Genomic DNA, 21,765 nt, shown 5'->3' on the forward strand with positions numbered 1-21,765 from the left:
AGTTAGATGGCGGTAGGACGTCGAAGCGATGCAGCTCTGACGGTCGAGGACCTTCCGCGCTTGGTTCGGAGCGTTGCAGCGGTCGAACCCGACCGCGTAGCGCTCGTGCACCTCGGTACGGAACTGACCTACGCCCGCCTGGACGAGGAGATCACCACCCTCGATGCGGCCATGGGCGGCGTCCTCGGCCCCGACGCGCTGGTCCCGGTCGTGCTGTCCAACACTCTCGCGGGCCTCATCGAGGCCACCGAGGGTGGTCTGGACGCCGTCGTGTCGACCGTCGTCGCGGATGCAGTGTCGGTTCTCGGCGACGACGATTCGACGTCGAGCCCGGCCGATCCCGAAGCCACCACGCTGTACACGTTGTTCGCCGATCAGGCCGAGCGCACCCCGGACGCACCTGCCCTCGTCTTCGGCGACGAGACTCGAACCTACGCCGAGTTCGCAGCCTCGGTGGAGCGTCTCGCCCGAGTGCTGATCGCACGGGGAGTCGGCCCCGATTCGGCGGTGGGACTGTCGATTCGCCGATCGTTCGATCTGCTGGTGGGTATGTACGCCGTCTCCGCAGCAGGCGGGGCCTACGTTCCGTTGGACCCGGATCATCCGATCGATCGACTCGGGTACGTTCTCGACACCGCGAAACCGGTCCTGGTCCTGACGACCACGATCGACCTGCCGCAGTTGCCCGAGGGCACCGTCACCGTTCTCGTCGACGACGTCGACCTGACCGATGTGCCGGGAGGGCGGATCACCGATGCGGATCGACGTGGCACCCTGACCGAGGACGACCTCGCCTACGTCATCTTCACGTCCGGTTCGACGGGACGTCCGAAGGGTGTGGCGGTGAGCCACCGCGCCATCGTCGCCAACATCTCCTGGCGTCAGCGCGAGTACGCGATGAGCGCTGCCGACGTCGTGTTGCAGAAGACTCCGTTCACGTTCGACGTGTCGGTGTGGGAGTTCTTCTGGCCGTTGCAGATCGGTGCCACGCTCGTGATCGCCGAGCCCGACGGACACCGCGACCCCGCCTATCTCGCCCGCATCATCGGCGAGCGCAGCGTGACCGTGACGCACTTCGTGCCGTCCATGCTCTCGGTGTACGTCGCCGAACCCACTGCTGCGCAGGCCGATTCGCTTCGGCTGGTGTTCGCCTCCGGTGAGGCCCTCCCGGCGCGGACCGTCAACGCGTTCCACTCGATCTCGAACGCGGAACTGCACAACCTCTACGGGCCGACGGAAGCGGCCGTCGACGTCACGTACTACCGAACCCAGCAGGTGGAAGAGGCCTCGGTACCGATCGGCGCTGCCGTCGACGACACCGACCTCTACGTGCTCGACGAGGGTCTGCGACGCTCACCCCGTGGAGTCGAGGGAGAGCTCTATCTCGCGGGCGTGCAGCTCGCTCGCGGATACCTCGGACGCACCGACCTGACGGCCGATCGATTCGTGGCCGACCCGTTCGGTGAGCCGGGTGACCGCATGTACCGCACCGGCGACCTGGTTCGCCGACGCGGCGACGGTCTGATCGAGTACATCGGCCGCACCGATTTCCAGGTCAAGTTACGCGGCCTCCGCATCGAACTCGGCGAGATCGAGCAAGCGCTGCTCGCCGAGCCCGAGGTGACTCAGGCCGCTGTGCTCGTTCATGCCGACCGGTCGCAGGCACAGCTGGGCGAGCAGCTCGTCGGTTACGTCGTCAGTACCGAACCCGAGCTCGATCACGACGGCCTCGCGGACGCGGTGCGCCGTCGTATGCCCGAGTACATGGTGCCGTCGGTATTCGTCGTCCTGGACGAGTTCCCGCTCGGTGCCAGCGGAAAGCTCGACCGAAAGGCGTTGCCCGCTCCCGATTTCGCGTCGCTCGTACGCGAATACCGCGCCCCGAGCACCGACACCGAAACGGCCTTGGCGGCGATTTTCGAGACCGTGCTCGGAATCGATCGCATCGGCGTCGACGACGACTTCTTCGTCCTCGGCGGAAACTCGCTCAACGCCACCCGCGTGATCGCGCGAGTCAACGCAGAACTGGGCACCGCGGTGGATGTGCGGTCGTTCTTCGACGCACCGACCGTCGCCGAACTCGCCGCGGCAGTCGACGCCGCAGGCTCGACGCACGCGCGACCGGCGTTGGTTGCGCAGCAGCGGCCCGAACGTGTGCCGCTGTCGCTGGCCCAGCAACGGATGTGGTTCCTCAACCGATTCGAGCCGGACTCGGCTGTGAACAACATCCCGGTCGCCATCGCGTTGAGTGGTGAACTCGATTTCACGGCCCTGCAGTCGGCCTTGGTCGACGTGTTGGATCGGCACGAATCGCTGCGGACGGTCTACCCCGATCACGACGGTATCGGCTTCCAGCGAGTGCTCGAATCGGACTCGGTGGCAGTGGAATTGGAGCGAGCGACGGCCACCGGAGCCGACGTCCCCGCCGCGCTGCTCGAATTCGCGCTCAGGCCCTTCGATCTGGCGGTACAACTGCCCTTCCGTGCGGTGCTGCTCGAGACGTCCGAGACCGAGCACGTGCTTGCGTTCGTGGTGCACCACATCGCGGCCGACGGATTCTCGATGGGCCCGCTGACGCGAGACGTGATGGCGGCCTACGTTGCCCGCTCGAACGACCAGGCCCCTCGATGGACTCCGCTCGAGGTGCAGTACGCGGACTTCACGCTGTGGCAGAGAGCCGTCCTCGGTAGCGAGGACGATCCGGATTCGCTGATCTCGGCGCAGGAGAACTACTGGCGGCACCAGCTCGGTGGTGCTCCCGACCAATTGGAGCTACCGACCGATCGTCCTCGCCCGGCTGTCGCCACCACCAACGGCGGCACGCACACGTTCGAGATCGACGCCGACCTCGTCCGCGAGCTGGAGAAGCTCGGACGGGACCACAACGCAACGACGTTCATGGTCGTGCATGCCGCACTGGCGGTGTTGCTGGCCAAGCTCGCCGCCGCCGACGACATCAGTATCGGTACTCCGGTCGCCGGCCGTGGTGATGCGGCCCTCGACGACGTCGTCGGGATGTTCGTCAACACACTGGTGCTGCGCACCGAAGTCGATCCACGGACGTCGTTCGACGATCTGCTGCGCGAGACGCGGGAGGTGGACCTCGCCGCGTTCTCGCACGCCGAGGTGCCGTTCGAGCGTCTGGTGGACGTGTTGGCCCCGGTGCGCTCGCAGGCACGGCACCCGCTGTTCCAGGTGATGTTGACGTTCCAGAACCTGGACCGAACCTCGGTGGAACTGCCCGGCTTGACCATCGCGGCGGTCGACTACGAAGCAGACCTGGCGAAGTTCGATCTGCAGGTGACGCTGTGGGATTCGGCACCGGCCGGCTCCGAGCCCGCAGGCCTGACGGTCGCCCTGACCTATGCTGCGGACCTCTTCGAGAAATCGACGATGGACCGGTTCGGTGAGCGGTTCGTTCGTGTTCTTCGTGCGGTCACCGCAGCGCCCGCCGTAGCCGTCGGAGAGATCGACCTGCTCGACTCGGTCGAGCAGAAGTCCGTGCTGGCGTTCGGTTCGGGGCAGGCGCACGAGATCCCCGGCGGAACAACGCTGGTGGATCGGTTCGATGCTCGCGTCGAGCAGACTCCCGACGCGCAGGCCCTGGTGTTCGAGGACGTCCGGCTGACGTACGCCGAGCTCGACGCGCGCGCGAACCGCCTGGCGCGGTACCTGATGTCCGTGGGTGTCGGGACCGATTCGACGGTCGGCCTCGCGGTAGGCCGCAGCATCGAGCTGCTCGTCGGCATGTACGCGATCGTCAAGGCCGGTGCCGCGTACGTACCCATCGATCCGGCTCAGCCGGCGGAGCGCAACGAGTACATCGTGAGCACGGCCGCGCCGGTACGGGTGCTCTCGAGCACCCGAGACCACGTCGAGTTCCCGAGTGTGGAGACGGTGGACATCGACACCGTCGACGTGTCGGAGTACTCGTCGGCGCCGGTGACCGATGCGGAGCGGACGGCACCGCTGCGGGCAGAGAACCTCGCATACGTCATCTTCACCTCGGGGTCGACGGGTCGGCCGAAGGGCGTCGGCGTATCGCACGCGGCGATCGTCAACCGGTTGTCGTGGATGCAGCACGAGTACCCCCTCGGTCCGCAGGACGTGGTGTTGCAGAAGACGCCTGCGACGTTCGACGTGTCGGTGTGGGAGTTCTTCTGGGCGTTCCAGATCGGCGCATCGGTGGTCGTCGCCGTTCCCGAAGGCCATCGGGATCCGTCGTACTTGCTCGATGTCATTGCGCGCGAACAGGTTTCGGTGGTGCACTTCGTGCCGTCGATGATGTCGGTGTTCGCGCCGGAGGCACTGCGCAGGCCGGACGCGGGAGCGTCGCTGCGTACGGTGTTCGCCTCGGGGGAGGCGCTTGCGCCTGCTACTGCACATTCGTTGCGCCGCGCACTCCCGCAGGTGTCGGTGCACAACCTGTACGGCCCGACCGAAGCTGCCGTCGACGTGACGTATCACGCGGTCACCGACGCGGACACCGCAGTGGTGCCGATCGGCTCGCCGGTGTGGAACACCGATGTGTACGTTCTCGATTCGTCGTTGCGGCCGGTTCCGGTCGGAGTGTCGGGAGAGCTCTACCTCTCGGGTGTCCAGCTCGCCAGGGGATACGTGAGCCGACCCGATCTGACCGCGGATCGCTTCGTTGCCGATCCGTTCGCAGTCGCTGGTGAGCGGATGTACCGCACCGGCGACGTGGTGCGATGGCTGTCCACCGGCGAAGTGGAGTACGTGGGCCGGTCCGACTTCCAGGTGAAGCTGCGTGGCCTGCGTATCGAACTCGGCGAAATCGAATCGGCACTGTTGGATCTGCCCGAGATCGCTCAGGCCGTGGTGCTCGTCCGACGAGAACAACTGGTCGCCTATGTCGTTCCCGCCGAAGGCTCGATCGACGTGGACCGGGTACGCACGGCACTACGTGAGCGTCTGGCCGAGTACATGGTGCCGTCCACCGTCGTGGAATTGGCGGAGTTCCCGCTCGGCGGAAGTGGCAAGCTCGATCGAAAAGCGCTGCCCGATCCGGAATTCGAGGCAACGCCCTACCGAGCACCGTCCGATCCGATCGAAGAGATCGTCGCAAACGTGTTCGGCGCGGTTCTCGGACTCGACCGAGTCGGTGTGGACGACGACTTCTTCGCGCTCGGCGGCAATTCGCTCGTCGCCACTCAGGTCGCGGCACGACTCGGTGCCGAACTGGGCACGACGGTGCCCGTCCGAACGATGTTCGAGGCAGGCACGGTGGCAGCTCTGGCTGCCGCGTTGGAAAGCCATGTCGGCCACGGAGCGTCCGCGCCCCTGGTGCCGCAGGAACGCCCCGAACGAATTCCGCTCTCTCTCGCCCAGCAGCGGATGTGGTTCCTCAACCGATTCGAGCCCGAATCGGCGGTCAACAACATCCCGGTGGCGATCCGGCTCACCGGAGCACTCGACACCGCGGCCCTGAACGCGGCGGTCACCGACGTTCTCGACCGGCACGAAGCACTGCGCACCGTCTACCCGAGTGCGGACGGAGCGGGGTACCAGGTGATCCTGCCTGCCGCATCGGTGACACCGGACCTGACGCCCATCGCACCGTCCGCCGACGGTGCAGTGGCGGACGTGATCGCCTTCGCCTCCGAAGGATTCGACGTCACCCAATCGATTCCGTTGCGCGCCAGATTGTTCCGGGTCACCGACGACGAGTACGTGCTGGTCGTCGTGGTTCACCACATCAGTGCCGACGGGTGGTCCATGGGGCCGCTGACCCGCGACGTGATGACGGCTTACCTCGCTCGTGTGGCCGGCGACGCTCCGCAGTGGACGCCCCTGTCGGTTCAGTACGCCGACTTCGCGTTGTGGCAGCGCGCCGTGCTCGGCGACGATGCGGATCCGAGCAGCCTGATGGCAGCACAGGCGAACTACTGGCGTTCGGCACTGGCGGACCTGCCCAGTGAGCTGACCCTGCCGTACGACCGGCCGCGTCCTGCGGTCCAGACGTACTCGGGCGGGCGGTTCCAGTTCGACATCGATGCGGAGCTGCGCGCCTCGCTCGACGATCTGGCCCGGTCGACCGGAACCACCCTGTTCATGGTGCTGCACGGTGCACTCGCTCTGTTCCTCGCTCGTATGTCGACGTCGGACGACGTTGCGGTGGGTACCGCCGTCGCAGGCCGCGGCGAGGCCGTCCTGGACGACGTGATCGGTATGTTCGTCAACACCCTGGTGCTCCGCACATCGGTCGATCGAAGCAAGGGATTCACCGACCTCCTCGGCCACGTCCGGGACGTCGACCTCGATGCGTTCGCACACGCGGACATCCCCTTCGAGCGTCTCGTCGATCTGCTCGAACCCGAGCGCACGACAGCCAGGCACCCGCTGTTCCAGGTGGCGATCGCATTCGAGAACCTCCCGCCGAGCGAATTGCACCTACCTGGTCTGACGGTCTCGGCTGTGGACGTCGAGGTCGACACCGCCAAGTTCGACCTGTCGTTGACGCTGCACGAGAAGTCCGACGGCACCGGTCTGGCCGCCGGCTTCCTCTATGCGCGAGACCTGTTCGACGAGAAGACGATCGAGGTGTTCTCGCGTCGTTTCCGTTGGCTGCTCGAAGCGATCGTGGCGACACCGAACACCCCGGTGGGCGATCTGTCCATCCTCTACGACGACGAGTACGACCGGCTCACACACGTCCACGGTGACGACGTGTTGGCCGGTGGCACTCTGGCCGAGATCTTCGCTGCCGGAGCCGCACTCGACCCGTCGGCGACCGCGATCCGCTACGAGGGCCGCTCGATCTCGTACGCCGAACTCGATGCGACGTCCTCGCAGCTCGCCCGGGTGCTCATCGAGCGCGGGGCCGGCCCCGAATCCGTTGTGGCTCTGGGATTCCAGCGCTCCTACTTCATGGTGCTCGCGGTGTGGGCAGTGGCCAAATCCGGGGCTGCACACCTACCCGTCGACCCGACGTACCCGCAGGATCGCATCGCCCACATGGTCTCGGACTCCGAGGCCGTACTCGGCCTGACCACCCGGGCGCACTCGGATCGGCTCGCCGACGGACAGCAGGATCTGCTCTGGTTGAGCGTCGACGACGAGGAGTTCGTGGCCGAGGTCCGCACCCGCTCTGCCGAGCCGGTCACCGACGCCGACCGCCTGCGACCCGTCACGTTCCAGAACCCGGCCTACGTCATCTACACCTCGGGCTCGACCGGCAAGCCGAAGGGCGTCGTCGTCACGCACGCCGGACTCGGCGGTGTTCTCGACGCAGCAACCGACCTGTACCACCTGAAACCGGCCTCGAGGTTCCTGCACGTCTGCTCGCCCAACTTCGATCCTTCGGTCCTGGAGTGGATGGCGGCGTTCTCCGTCGGCGCGACGTTGGTGGTCGTACCGGCATCGATTCTCGGCGGCACCGAGTTGTCCGAATTGTTGAAGGCGGAGAGGGTCACTCACACGATCATCACGCCCGCGGTGCTCGGCACGATGAGTCCCGACGGGATCGATTCGCTCGAGGTGCTCTCGGTCGGCGGCGACGTGACCACGCCCGAATTGCTCGCCCGGTGGGCAGGGGACCGGAAGTACTTCAACGGGTACGGACCGACCGAGACCACGATCATCTCCAGCTTCGCCGAGTTGACGCCCGGCGAGCCGATCACCATCGGTCGACCGATTCACGGCATGTCCGTGCTGATCCTCGATTCCCGACTCGAACCCGTTCCGACCGGTGTCGCGGGTGACCTCTATCTGTCGGGCGGTGCGCTCGCTCGCGGTTATCTCGGTAGGCCCGGTCTGTCTTCCGAGCGCTTCGTGGCCAACCCGTACGGCATCGACGGCGCACGGATGTATCGCACCGGCGACGTGGTGCGGTGGACCGACGACCTGCAGCTGCAGTTCGTCGGACGCACCGACTTCCAGGTCAAGGTGCGCGGCTTCCGTATCGAGCTCGGCGAGATCGATTCCGCGCTCACCGCCGTTCCCGAGGTCGACTTCGCCGTCACACTCGGTCACGAACTGCCGTCGGGCGTCACGACCCTCGTGTCGTACGTTCTGCCGACGCGCGGGTCCGTCGTCGACGTCGACGAGTTGACCGCCTTCGTCGGAAAATCACTGCCGGCCTACATGATTCCGTCGTCGATCATCGTGCTCGACACCGTTCCGCTTACCCCTGTCGGCAAGTTGGATCGCGCAGCACTTCCCGCACCCGTGTTCGAGGCCCGTGAATTCCGAGCACCCACATCCGCGGTCGAGGAGATCGTTGCCGGAGTGTTCGCCGACGTCCTGCACATCGATCGAGTGGGATTGGACGACGACTTCTTCGCCCTGGGCGGTAACTCGTTGATCGCCACCCAGGTGGTCTCGCGACTCGGCGCGGCCCTGGACACCGTCGTGCCGGTGCGCGCGCTGTTCGAGAGCTCGACCGTCGCCGCGCTGGTGGCGCACGTGGAGAGCGCTGTCGGTTCGGGCGGTCGAGCTGCACTCGTGGCGGGTCCGCGTCCCGAGCGCCCACCGCTCTCGCCGGCGCAGCAGCGGTACTGGTTCCTCAACCAGTTCGACACGACGTCGTCGGTGGACAACATTCCGTTCGCCGTGCGGTTGTCCGGCGAGCTCGACGTCGCTGCGCTGCAGTCCGCGGTAGGCGACGTCGTCGAACGCCACGAGTCTCTTCGTACCCGGTACCCGGACTCGGCGCAGGGCCCGTTCCAGCAGGTGCTCTCGGCGTCCGAGGTGCCGATGGACCTCGCCGTCCGCGACGTGGCCGGTGCGAATGTCGTTGCGGCTGTGACCGAGTTCTTCGGGCGCGGCTTCGATGTCACCGTCGAGGTGCCGGTCGACGCGCGTGTGTTCCGCGTGGGTGAGAACGAGCACGTCCTGGCATTCGTCGTACACCACGTGTCGGCCGACGGTGCGTCGATGGGCCCGCTGGCCGTCGACGTCATGACCGCGTACACCGCGAGATCTGCAGGGGCGGCCCCGGACTGGGAGCCGGTCGAAGTGCAGTACGTCGACTTCGCGTTGTGGCAGCGAACCGTGCTCGGTACCGAATCGGATCCTGATTCCGTTGCAGCGCAGCAGGTGTCGTTCTGGAAAGATGCGCTCGCCGAGCTCCCGGATCAACTGGTACTGCCTACCGACCGCCCGCGCCCGCCTGCGCAGAGTTTCCGCGGCGATGCGGTGCGGTTCACCGTCGACGCAGGCACGCACGCCGCTCTCGCCGAGCTCGGACGTACCGAGCAGGCAACGTTGTTCATGGTGGTGCACTCGGCATTCGCGGTGTTGCTCGCACGCCTGTCCGGTTCCGAGGACATCGCCGTCGGAACGCCCATCGCCGGCCGCGGCGAGCGGGCTCTCGATTCGATGATCGGGATGTTCGTCAACACTCTCGTCTTCCGGTCGACCGTCGAATCGTCGATGACCTTCCGTCAGTTGCTCGCTCAGGCCCGCGAGCGGGACTTGGCCGCGTTCGCGCACTCCGACGTTCCGTTCGAGCGTCTCGTGGAGGTGCTGAACCCGGTGCGGTCGACGGCACGCAACCCCCTGTTCCAGGTGGGCCTGTCCTTCCAGAACCTCGCCGAGTCGACGTTCGAGCTGCCGGGTCTGACGGTGAGTGCCGTCGAGGCGGATGCTGTGACGGCCAAGACCGATCTGCAGCTGTCCATCTCGGATCGTTACGACGCGGACGGCTCGCCTGCGGAGCTGTCGGCCGAATTCGGTTACGCCACCGATCTCTTCGATCGCGCCACGGTCGAAGCCTTTGCCGACCGGTTCGTTCGCCTCCTCGCCGCAGTGGCCCAGGACCCCTCGGCCGTCATCGGCGATCTCGCTCTGCTCTCGCCCGAGGAGCACACCCGGATCGTGCGCACGTGGAACGACACCGATCACGATGTCGATTCGTCGCAGACCCTGGTATCGCTGTTCGACCGACAGGTGCAGGCGCAGCCCGACGCGATCGCGGTGGTCCATGCGGGAGAATCGCTGTCGTACGCCGAGTTCGATCGTCGAATCAACCGGTTGGCTCGCGTCCTGATCGGTGCAGGCGTCGGTCCGCAGGTGACGGTTGCCCTGGCGATCAGGCGCTCGGTGGATCTGCTCGTGGCGATGTACGCCGTCGCCAAGGCAGGCGGGGCGTACGTACCCATCGACCCGGATCAGCCGGCGGACCGCAATGCCTACATTCTCGAGGTGGCCGCTCCCGCCCTGGTGTTGAGCACTGCGCGTGACGATGTCGACTTCGAGTCGATTCCGGTTCTGCTCGTCGACACCGATCCTCGACTGCTGGGTGCAGAGGTCTCGGACGCGCCCGTCACCGACAGCGAGCGCACCTCGCCGCTGCGGCCCGCGAACACCGCGTACGTCATCTTCACGTCCGGATCCACCGGCCGTCCCAAGGGCGTCGCGGTCGGTCATGCCGCCATCGTCAACCAGCTGCTCTGGCAGAGCGCCCATTACGGGCTGGGCAACACGGACCGGGTACTGCTCAAGACTGCCGCGACCTTCGATCTGTCCGTGTGGGAGTTCTGGGTCGCCACCGTCTCCGGTGGTGCGATCGTGGTCGCCGACGCCGAGGGCCACCGCGATCCCGCCTACCTCGTCGATCTGATGAACCGGGAATCGGTGACGACACTGCACACCGTGCCGTCCGTTCTCGACGCGTTGGTCACCGCGTCGGCGGGAGTCCTACCGCGGCATCTGACACGGATCCTGGCGATCGGCGAGGCCCTGCCCGTCGCGACGGCCGAGCGCGCACTGCGCAGTTCTGCTGCGCGACTGGACAACTTGTACGGACCGACCGAGGCAGCGGTGTCGGTGACCGCGCATCGAGTGGCGACCGTCGACGGCACCACGGTTCCCATCGGTGGCCCGGAGTGGAATACCCGTGTCTACGTTCTGGATTCGCGTCTGGCTCCCGTTCCGGTCGGCGTCGCCGGCGAGCTCTACCTCGCGGGTGCGCAGCTGGCCGACGGGTACTTCGCGCGGCCGGATCTGAGCGCCGAGCGTTTCGTCGCGGACCCGTTCACCCCCGGCGGCCGCCTGTACCGGACCGGTGACCTCGTTTCCTGGCGCGCCGACGGCGAACTGGAGTACGTCGGCCGTACCGACTTCCAGGTGAAGATTCGCGGTTTCCGTATCGAACTCGGCGACATCGATGCCGCTCTCGGATCGCTCGACGAGATCCGTGACGTCGCCGTGATCGCTCTCGCTGACACGGGATCGGGCGCACGGCTGGTGGCCTACCTCGTGCCCGCCATCGGGGTGACACTGGATCAGGACGGCATCCGCCGGACACTCGCCGAACGTCTGCCGTCGTACATGATTCCGTCGGCCTTCGTCGTGCTCGACGCTCTCCCACGAGGCGTCAACGGCAAGCTGGATCGACAGGCGCTCCCCGAACCACAGTTCGAGACAGCCGAGTTCCGCGCACCGACCAACCCGGTGGAAGAGACCGTCGCGGCGGTCTTCGCCGAGGTACTCGCTGTGGAGCGCGTGGGTCTGGACGACGACTTCTTCGCGCTCGGCGGTAACTCGTTGATCGCCACCCAGGTGGTCTCCCGGCTGGGGGCGGCGCTCGATACGCAGGTGCCGGTCCGCTCGATCTTCGAGTCGCCGACGGTGCAGTCGCTCGCACGCGCGATCGAGTCCGAGGTGGGTACCGGCGCGCGCCGGGCACTGACGGCTCGAACACGACCGGACTCGGTGCCGCTGTCGATGGCTCAGCAGCGCATGTGGTTCCTGAGCCAATTCGATCCGACCTCCGCCGTGAACAACATCCCGGTCGCAATTCGATTGTCCGGCAGCGTCGATGTCGATGCACTCACCAACGCCGTGCACGACGTGCTGGCGCGGCACGAAATTCTGCGCACCGTGTACCCGGAGGTCGACGGACGAGGCCATCAGGTGGTGCTCGGTACCGCGGAGGCCGGCGTGACGGTCGTCGTCGACGACGTGGACGAGAGTTCGATCGAGCAGGCCCTGCGCGACTTCGTTTCCGCGGGATTCGATGTGACCCGAGCTGTTCCGGTGCGAATCCGGATCCTGCGGGTGAGCGAGACCGAGCACGTATTGGCGTTCGTCGCCCACCACATCGCCGCTGACGGGTTCTCGATGGGACCCCTGACGCGCGACGTCATGGTGGCCTACACCGCCCGTGCCGCGGGGGAGAGCCCGCAGTGGGCACCACTTCCGGTGCAGTACGCGGACTACGCGTTGTGGCAACGCGAGGTGCTCGGCTCCGAGGACGACCCCGATTCGCCGTTGGCGAAGCAGCTCGCCTACTGGACGTCGGCTCTGGCCGGTGCCCCGGCGCAGCTCGATCTCGCGACCGACCGGCCGCGCCCGGCGGTGGCGTCGTATCGCGGTGCGGCATACAACTTCTCGATCGACTCGACACTTCAGTCGAACATCGCTCGGGCCGCCCGAGCAGGAAACGCCACGAACTTCATGGTGGTGCACACCGCGCTCGCGGTGCTCCTCGGCGCGATGGCGGGAACCGACGACGTGACGATCGGAACCCCGGTCGCAGGTCGCGGTGACGCGGATCTGGACGAGCTCGTCGGCATGTTCGTCAACACGCTCGCCCTCCGTACCGCGATGAACCCCGCGGCAACGTTGCGCGAGCAGCTCGCCGCAGTTCGTGAGGCCGACCTGGGTGCCTTCGGGCACGCCGACGTGCCGTTCGAGCGGCTCGTCGACGAGCTGGCCCCGGACCGCTCTCAGGCTCGTCACCCGATCTTCCAGGTCATGTTGACGTTCCAGAACCTGAACCGTCAGACGTTGGCCCTGCCCGGGCTGAGCGTCGAGGGAATCGATCTCGGTAGCGCGTTCGCAAAGTTCGACCTGCAGGTGACGCTGTGGGAGAACACCGACGAGCACGGTGCTGCGGCCGGCATCGACGTGCAATTCGACTATGCCACCGATCTTTTCGACGAGTCCAGCATGGCGTCTCTCGGGCGACGGCTCGTGCGGGTGCTGCACGCGCTCACCGACGCACCGGACGGAGTCGTCGGCGACATCGACATCCTCGAGGAAGGCGAACGTACCCGCGTCCTCGAGGAATGGAACGCGACCGCGCACGAGGTGGATCCCGGCGCAACTCTGGTGTCGCTGTTCGATACCCGAGTTGAGGAGTCACCGGAGAACATCGCCACGAGCTTCGCCGACGATCGCGTGACCTACCGCGAGTTCTCCGAGCGGGTCAACGCGCTCGCGCGCCTGCTCATCGCCGAGGGAGTCGGCCCGGAAACCGTGGTGGCCACGGCCATGCGCCGCTCGATCGACATGCTGACGGGTATCTACGCCGTGCTCGCCGCCGGTGGTGCCTACGTCCCGGTCGACCCGGACCTTCCGGCCGAACGAATTGGCTACATCCTGGACACGGCGGCGCCGGTAGTGCTGCTCACGACCGAGCACGACGGGGCAGGTCTCGTGACCGACGCCGCCACGATCCTGGTCGACACCGTCGACACGACAGGTCTGTCCACGGCACCGGTGACCGATGCCGAGCGAACCGCACCGCTGCGACCGGCGGACACCGCGTACGTCATCTTCACCTCCGGCTCCACCGGTCGTCCCAAAGGCGTTGCGGTCAGCCACGAGGCCATCGTCAACCGCCTGCTGTGGATGCAGGACGAGTACCGTCTCACCGACCAGGACAAGGTCCTGCAGAAGACTCCGGTCACGTTCGACGTATCGGTCTGGGAACTGTTCTGGCCGTTGCAGATCGGCGCCGAACTCGTCATCGCGGTGCCCGACGGCCACCGAGACCCGGCATACCTGGTGAGCACCGTCGCCGAACGCGGCATCACGGTCGCGCACTTCGTCCCGTCGCTGTTGGCCGTGTTCGCCGCCGCGGACGGTGTCTCGAGCTGCACCGGCCTGCGTGCGGTCTTCGCCTCGGGCGAGGCGCTGCCTGCATCGGTTGCCTCCGCCCTGCGCGCTGCACTGCCTGCCACCGAACTGCACAACCTGTACGGCCCGACCGAGGCCGCGGTCGACGTCACCTATCACCGAGTCCTGCCGTCGGACACCGTGTCGGTTCCCATCGGTGCACCGGTCTGGAACACCCGAGTCACCGTGCTCGATGCACGCCTGCACCCGGTCCCGGTCGGGGTACCCGGGGAGCTGTATCTCGCCGGGCGGCAACTGGCCCGCGGATACCTCGGCCGTCCGGACCTCACCGCCGACCGGTTCGTCGCCGACCCGCACGGCAGTGTCGGCTCGCGGATGTACCGCACCGGCGACCTGGTTCGCTGGAACGCAGACGGCGAACTCGAGTACCTCGGCCGCACCGACTTCCAGGTCAAACTCCGAGGCCTGCGGATCGAGCTCGGCGAAATCGAAGCCGCGTTGACTGCCGACCCGACGGTCGACCAGGCCGTGGTTCTCGTCCGCCGGACCCCGTCGGCAGGTGAACTACTGGTCGGGTACGTCGTTCCTGTCTCCGGGGAGACGATCGACACCGCCGCGGTCACCACCTCGGTCGCCACCCTGGTTCCGGAATACATGGTTCCGGCCGGGCTCATCGTGCTCGATGCCCTCCCACTCGGGCCGAACGGCAAGCTGGACCGCAGAGCACTACCCGAACCGGAATTCGGCAGCGATGCCGAATTCCGTACGGCGACAACCGACACCGAACGCGTCATTGCCGAGGTCTTCGCGGACGTGCTCGGCCTCGACACCGTCGGCGTCGACGATTCGTTCTTCGCGCTCGGCGGCGACAGCATCGTCTCGATTCAGCTCGTCTCTCGCGCGAAGGCCAGGGGAATTCAGTTCGGGCCGCGAGATGTGTTCGAGCGCAAGACTGTTGCCGGTCTCGCCGAGGTCGCCGTGATCGTCGGTGAGGGCGCTGACGCGGCCGTGCTCGAGGAACTCGACGGCGGCGGCGTCGGCTGGATGCCGCTACCTCCGTTCGGTGTGGCGATGATCGAGCGCGGCGGCGGGTGGTCACGCTTCCATCAGGCCGTCACACTGGAGCTGCCGCTCGGTATCGACAGAGCCGGGATTCTCGCCACGGTGACCGCAGTGGTCGATCGACACGACGTGCTGCGGTCGACCCTGGTGCACGACGACCGCGGCTGGGGTCTCGATGTTGCGGGCACCGGTACCGTCGACGTGGATGCACTGCTCACCCGGGCCGATACCGGCTCGGCTGCAACAGTGTTCGACGATGCAGTCGGAACGCTCGACCCCACGGCCGGGCGCATGCTCGCCCTCGTCTGGGTCGATCGAGGACCCGAGGAAGCGGGCAGGCTGACCGTCGCGGCGCACCACCTCGTGATCGACGGAGTGTCGTGGCGAATTCTGGTTCCCGACTTCGTCTCCGCCTGGGCTCAGGTGTCCGGGGGAGTGGACCCGAGCCTCCCCGAGGTCGGAACCTCGATGCGGCGGTGGACGCATGCACTGGTCGACGCGGCAGCGAGCGAGGCCCGGCTGGCCGAGTTGCCGCTGTGGCGCTCGATCGCCGACACCGAGGATCCCGTGCTGGGCGACCGCCCCTTCGATCCCGCGGTCGACGTCGTGGCGACGCTCGAACGGGTGAACATCGAACTGGCACCCGACGTCACGCGCACCTTGCTGACCACCGTTCCGGAGATCTTCCGCGGTGGTGTCGGCGACGGGTTGCTGGCCGGGCTCGCTCTGGCCGTCACGAGACTGCGGTCCGAGCGCGGCGTCACCGCACCGGCAACGCTGGTGCAGCTCGAAGGCCACGGCCGCGAGGAAGCGGTGGTTCCCGGAGCGGATCTGGGGCGCACCGTCGGCTGGCTGACGAGCCTGTTCCCCGTCCGCCTCGACCTGACCGGAATCGATGTCCAGGCTGCGTTCGCGGGAGGGTCGCAGCTCGGCGATGCCGTCAAGGCCGTCAAGGAACAGATGCTGGCGCTGCCCGATCGAGGCATGGGCTGGGGACTGCTCCGTTACCTGAACTCCGAGACCGCTGCGGAACTGGCGGAACTCGGGACCGGACAGATCAGCTTCAACTACCTGGGTCGGGTCGACACCGGCGAGGTCCCGGACGAGATGAAGGCGCTCGGCTGGTTGCCGGCCGCCGACGGTGAGCTCTCCGCGCCCGGTGACGCCGACATGGCCGCGAACAAGACGATCGACATCAACGCGATCGTGCGCGACACCGACGAGGGTGGGGTCCTGAGCGCGAGCTTCGCATTTCCGACCGGAGCCGTGTCCGCGGACACGGTCGAGCGTCTCGCCCGGCTGTGGTCCGACGCGTTGTCGGCGCTGGCCACGTACGCCGAGGCACCCGGCTCGGGTGGCCTGACCCCGTCGGACGTTCCGCTGGTGCGACTCTCACAGCCCGACATCTCGTCGTTCGAGGCGCGGTACCCGGAGCTGACGGACATCTGGTCGCTGTCGCCGCTGCAGCAGGGACTGCTCTTCCACGCGTTGTTCGCCGATGCGTCGATCGACGTCTACACCATGCAGGTCGTACTCGACCTGGCCGGCGAGGTGGACGTCGAACGGTTGCATCACGCTGCGCAGACGCTGCTGGACCGGTACGACAATCTGCGTACCTCGTTCACCGCGACCGCGGACGGCGAGACGGTGCAGATCGTTCAGCAGAACGTTCGGCTGCCGTGGAACACGATCGATCTGTCTCATCTCGACGGGCTCGAACGCGACGCTGCCGTCGCCGACGCACTGGCCGCGGATCAGCGACGGCACTTCGACGTCTCCACGGCACCCCTGCTGCGGTTCCTGCTCGTCAGGATCACGCCGACCACGTACAAGCTCGCGATGACCAACCATCACGTGTTGCTCGACGGGTGGTCGTTGCCGCTGGTGATGAAGGAACTGTTGTACCTGTACGCGGCGCAGAGCTCCACGGCGGCGCTGCCTCGGGTGCGGTCGTATCGCTCGTACCTGGCGTGGCTCGATCGACAGGATCCGGCCGTGTCTCTGAGCGCGTGGACCCGGGCACTGGACGGTGTCGAGGAACCGACGTTCGTCGCACCGCCGAGTGTCGGACGAGAGATCTCCGCACGCTCGGCCGAGACGGAGCGATTCGTCGATGCCGAGACCACCGCGTCGCTCGTTGCGCTCGGTGGCAGACTCGGCGTCACCGTCAACACGCTGGTGCAAGCGGCATACGGACTGTTGATCGCACACATCACCGGCCGCACCGATGTCGTGTTCGGTGCCACGGTCTCCGGTCGTCCCGCTGCTCTTCCCGGCGTCGAGTCGATGATCGGGCTGTTCATCAACACCATCCCGGTGCGGGTGCGCTTCGATCCCGCCGACACGGTGGAGAACTACCTGGTCCGGATCCAGGGTGAACAAGCAGATCTTCTCGACCATCACCACATGGGGCTGGTCGACATCCAGCGGGCGATCGGCGTCGGGAATCTGTTCGACACCCTGACCATCTTCGAGTCCTACCCGGTGGACGAAGCGCAACTGACGCAACAGGCTGCGGCCATCGACGGCATGACCGTCGAGGGCGTGAGCTCCAACGACAACACCCACTATCCGCTGACGTTGCTCGTCGTGGCCGAGGACCGAATCTCGTTCACGCTCAAGTACATCAGCGATCTGTTCGACGCTGCGTACGTGGAATCGATCCTGTCCCGGCTCGTCGGTGTTCTCGAGATCTTCGTCTCCGACACCGCGGCGGCGGTCGGCGATATCGATCTGCTCGGCTCGGACGAACGAACTCGAGTGATCGACACCTGGAACGACACTGCGCACGAGGTCGACGCCGGCATCATGTTGACCGCGCCGTTCAGGGCTCGGGTTGCGGCGAACCCGGACGCCACGGCCGTGCTGTACGAGGGCACCGCAGTGACCTACGCCGAGTTCTCGGAGCGGGTCAATCGTCTTGCCAGAAAACTGATTTCGCTCGGCGTCGGCCCGCAGTCGCTCGTCGCTCTCGGCATGAGGCGAGGCATCGACCTGATGGTCGGCATGTACGCCGTCCTCGAAGCCGGCGGCGCATACGTACCCATCGATCCGGACCACCCGGCCGAGCGCATCGAGTACATCCTCGACACCGCGGTGCCCGTCGCCGTTCTCTCGACCAGCCACGATCGGACGGGACTGCCGGAACGGTTCCCGATTCTCGAACTGGACACCCTCGATCTCGCGTCCTACCCGGCAGACACCGTGGCCGACGCCGACCGATTGGCACCGGTACGCCCGGAGAACACCGCCTACGTCATCTTCACGTCCGGGTCGACCGGGCGACCCAAGGGCGTCGCGGTGCCGCACCGCGCGATCGTCAACGAGATGGCGTGGATGATCGACCAGTACTCGCTCGACGAGAACGACGTCTACCTGCAGAAGACGGCGACGACGTTCGACGTGTCACTGTGGGGCTTCTTCCTCCCACTCCAGGTCGGTGCGAGCGTCGTTCTCGCGACCCCCGACGGCCACCGCGACCCGGCGTACGTCGCGGAGCGCATCGCCCGGCACGGCGTCACCGTCACGGACTTCGTGCCGTCGATGCTCACGGTGTTCGCCGCGTACGCCACCGAGGAGCAGTGCCGGTCGTTGAGACACGTCTACGTGGTGGGTGAGGCACTGCCCCCGGAGACGGTGAAGGACTTCCGCGCGATCACCTCTGCCGGGATCCACAACCTGTACGGCCCCACCGAAGCCGCAGTGAGTGTGACGTACTGGGAGACGTCTGCCGACGAGGGCGCGACCGTCCCGATCGGTGCGCCGGAATGGAACACCCAGGCCTACGTTCTCGACGGCAGGCTGCATCCGGTTGCCGCAGGGACCGCGGGTGAGCTTTATCTGGCGGGGACGCAGCTCGCCGACGGATACCTCGGGCGAGTCGACCTGACGATGGACCGCTTCGTCGCGAACCCGTTCTCGGCTGCCGGCGAGCGCATGTATCGCACCGGAGACCTTGTCCGATGGCGATCGGGGCCGGGCGCTGCAGGAGTCCTGGAGTACATCGGGCGCACCGACTTCCAGGTCAAGTTCCGTGGCCAGCGGATCGAGCTCGGTGAGATCGAGACCGCACTGTTGGCCCATCCCGACGTCAACCAGGCCACGGCCGTGGTGTCGACCACCGGTGCCGGCGACCAGCTCGTCGGATACGTGGTGCCTGCGCCGGGTAGAACGCTGGACCCGGCCGAGGTACGCACCTTCGTCGGCGGCGCGCTGCCGAAGTACATGGTGCCGGCGACGGTGATGGTGCTCGCGGAATTCCCGCTGAACACCAGCGGCAAGCTGGATCGAAAGGCACTGCCGGAGCCGGTGTTCGAGGTTCGCGAGTTCCGTGCTCCCGCAACGCCGGTCGAGGAGATCGTGGCGGAGATCTACGCGGAGCTGCTCGGCGTGCAGCGGGTCGGATCGGACGACGACTTCTTCGATCTCGGTGGTAACTCGCTGATCGCCACGCGAGTGGCGGCACGGGTGTCTGCTGCGCTCGGGAAGAAGGTCGGTGTCCGAGACCTGTTCGAGGCCTCGACGGTCTCGGCACTCGCCGCGCGCGCCGAATCACGCATCGACGACGCGAACGGTGTGCCGCTGCGTCGCCGACCGGCCGGACAGACCGTTCCGTTGTCGCTCGCGCAACAGCGCATGTGGGTACTGAACCGACTCGACCCCGAGTCCGGGGCCTACAACATGCCGCTGGCGCTCCGTCTGCGAGGCGAGCTGGATGTCGCGGCACTGCAGAGCGCCGTGTCCAGCACCGTGGAACGCCACGAGGCACTGCGCACGCGCTACCCGGAAGATGCGAACGGTTCGCCGTACCAGGAGTTCGTCGACGCCGGATCGGTCGTACCCGATCTGACTCCGATCGACGCGACCGACGACTCCGACACCGCCGAACGGATTCGCGCACTCGTCCACGAGGGCTTCGACGTCACCGTCGCACCCCCGGTCCGGGGAGCACTGTTCCGCTTCGACCCGGACGAGTACGTCTTCGTCATCGTGATGCACCACATCAGCGGAGACGGCGCATCGATAGCACCGCTGGCCCGTGACGTCATGACTGCGTACCTCGCTGCGGCGTCGGGAACCGACTACACGCCCGAACCGCTGACGGTGCAGTACGCGGACTTCGCGGTATGGCAGCGGCAGGTGCTGGGCTCGGACAGCGACCCCACGTCGATTCTGTCGCAGCAGTTGGCCTTCTGGGCGGACGAGCTCAGCGGGATCACCCCGGTCGTGTCGTTGCCGTGGGATCGGCCGCGGGCGGCTACCGCCAACCTGCGCGGAGCCAGTGTGAGTGTCGAGCTCGACGAGTCGGTACACACCGGGCTCGCCGCGATCGCGCGCGAGAACAACGCGACTCTGTTCATGGTGTTGCACGCGGTCCTCGGGGTGCTGTTGTCGCGGATGAGCGGCTCTCGCAGCTTCGCCGTCGGCACGCCCATCGCCGGGCGCGGGCACGAGGCGCTCGACGGACTGGTGGGCATGTTCGTCAACACGCTGGCGCTGCGGACGGACGTGGACCCGGATGCGACGTTCGCAGAGCTGCTGACCGCTCTACGCGAGACCGACCTGCGGGCCTTCGCGAATTCGGACGTCCCGTTCGAGCGGGTCGTCGACACCATCGCACCGGACCGGAACGCCGGGTACACCCCGCTGTTCCAGACGGTGCTGTCGGTGGAGCCCCACGGCGAGGCGCGCTTCGAGCTGCCGAACCTGGTGGTCGAACCCGTCAGCGGCTTCGAGCCGACAGCGAAATTCGACCTGCAGGTCACGGTGGAGACCCAGCACGCCGACGGGAACAGCGGCACCGGAACCCTGAACGTCGAATGGGTGTATGCCGCCGATCTGTTCGACGAGTCCACGGTCGCGTCGCTGGCGGAACGATTTGCACGCATCGCGGGTGCTGTGGCGGCAACACCCGCGGTCGTCGTCGGCGACATCGACGTGCTCGACGCCTCCGAGCGGGCGGCACTGACCGAGACCCCGCAGACCGCTGACTCCACTGCGGCACCGGCACGGTCGGACCTGACCTTGCCGCAGGTACTCACCTCGACGGTGGACGCAGATCCCGATGCGCCCGCGTTGTCGTCGGACGGAGTCGAGACCACCTACCGTGAGCTCGACGAGCAGTCCTCACGTATGGCTCGGGTACTGATCGAACGTGGCGTCCGAACCGGAGTCGTCGTCGGCGTCACTGTCACCGACGCTGTTGCGGCAGTCGTGACGCGGTGGGCGGTGGCGAAGGCAGGCGGAGCCGTGGCTCCGATTGCCACGTCGAACTCCTCCGACGTTCTGGAGCGGGCAGGCGCATCCGTCCTCGTCCTCGACGGTGACGACGCGCCGAGCGGGGCCGGGTCCGTCACGACCATTCACCTCGGGCAACCGGACGTCGTCGACGCCATTGCCGCGAGTTCCGCGCGGCCGGTGACGTATTCGGACAGAACGGCGGTTCTGGGACCGGACAGCCCGGCGTTGGTCGTGGACGAAGGCGGCACCGTCATAGATCATGGAACGCTCGCTGCGCTGGCGACGAATGCGGTGAGCGACTGGTCCGTGGCCTACGATTCACGGCTGGCCGTTCCCACCCGGTTCGACACCGCTGCAGCAGTTCTGGCCGGCGTGATCGCTGCGGCTGCAGGTGCAGCTCTGGTGACCGACCGGGCGGAATCGGCAGAGGACGCCGCCGACCTCGTGTCGGCCGAGTGGGTGACCCATGCGTTCCTCACCGCCGCAGACATCGTCGGGGTCGATCGACTGCAGCCCGAGGACACCGAGGCCCTCGTTGCGATCGTGTCGGTCGACGGTGACGGTGCCGAGATGAGCGGTGTCGACATTCCGGTGCATCGTCTGCCCGGGTCGATAGGAACCGTCGACCGATAGGGT

The 21,765-nt window shown here is 66.9% G+C and carries 1 protein-coding gene; it reads left to right on the forward strand.

What is annotated here, in order from left to right; translation table 11 throughout:
* Window positions 1–6: 6 nt before the first annotated feature.
* A complete protein-coding gene (locus ABZ677_RS15720) occupies window positions 7–21,762 on the forward strand; it encodes a non-ribosomal peptide synthase/polyketide synthase (RefSeq protein ID WP_358370820.1) in 21,756 nt (7,251 codons plus the stop codon).
* The last annotated feature ends 3 nt before the right edge of the window (window positions 21,763–21,765 follow it).

The organism is Rhodococcus sp. NPDC006774, from assembly GCF_040636045.1.
Taxonomy (GTDB): Bacteria; Actinomycetota; Actinomycetes; order Mycobacteriales; family Mycobacteriaceae; genus Rhodococcoides.

Excerpts from the sequence above, each read along its gene's own strand:
- ABZ677_RS15720 (WP_358370820.1), top strand. The coding sequence starts at position 7 with ATGGCGGTAGGACGTCGAAGCGATGCAGCTCTGACGGTCGAGGACCTT.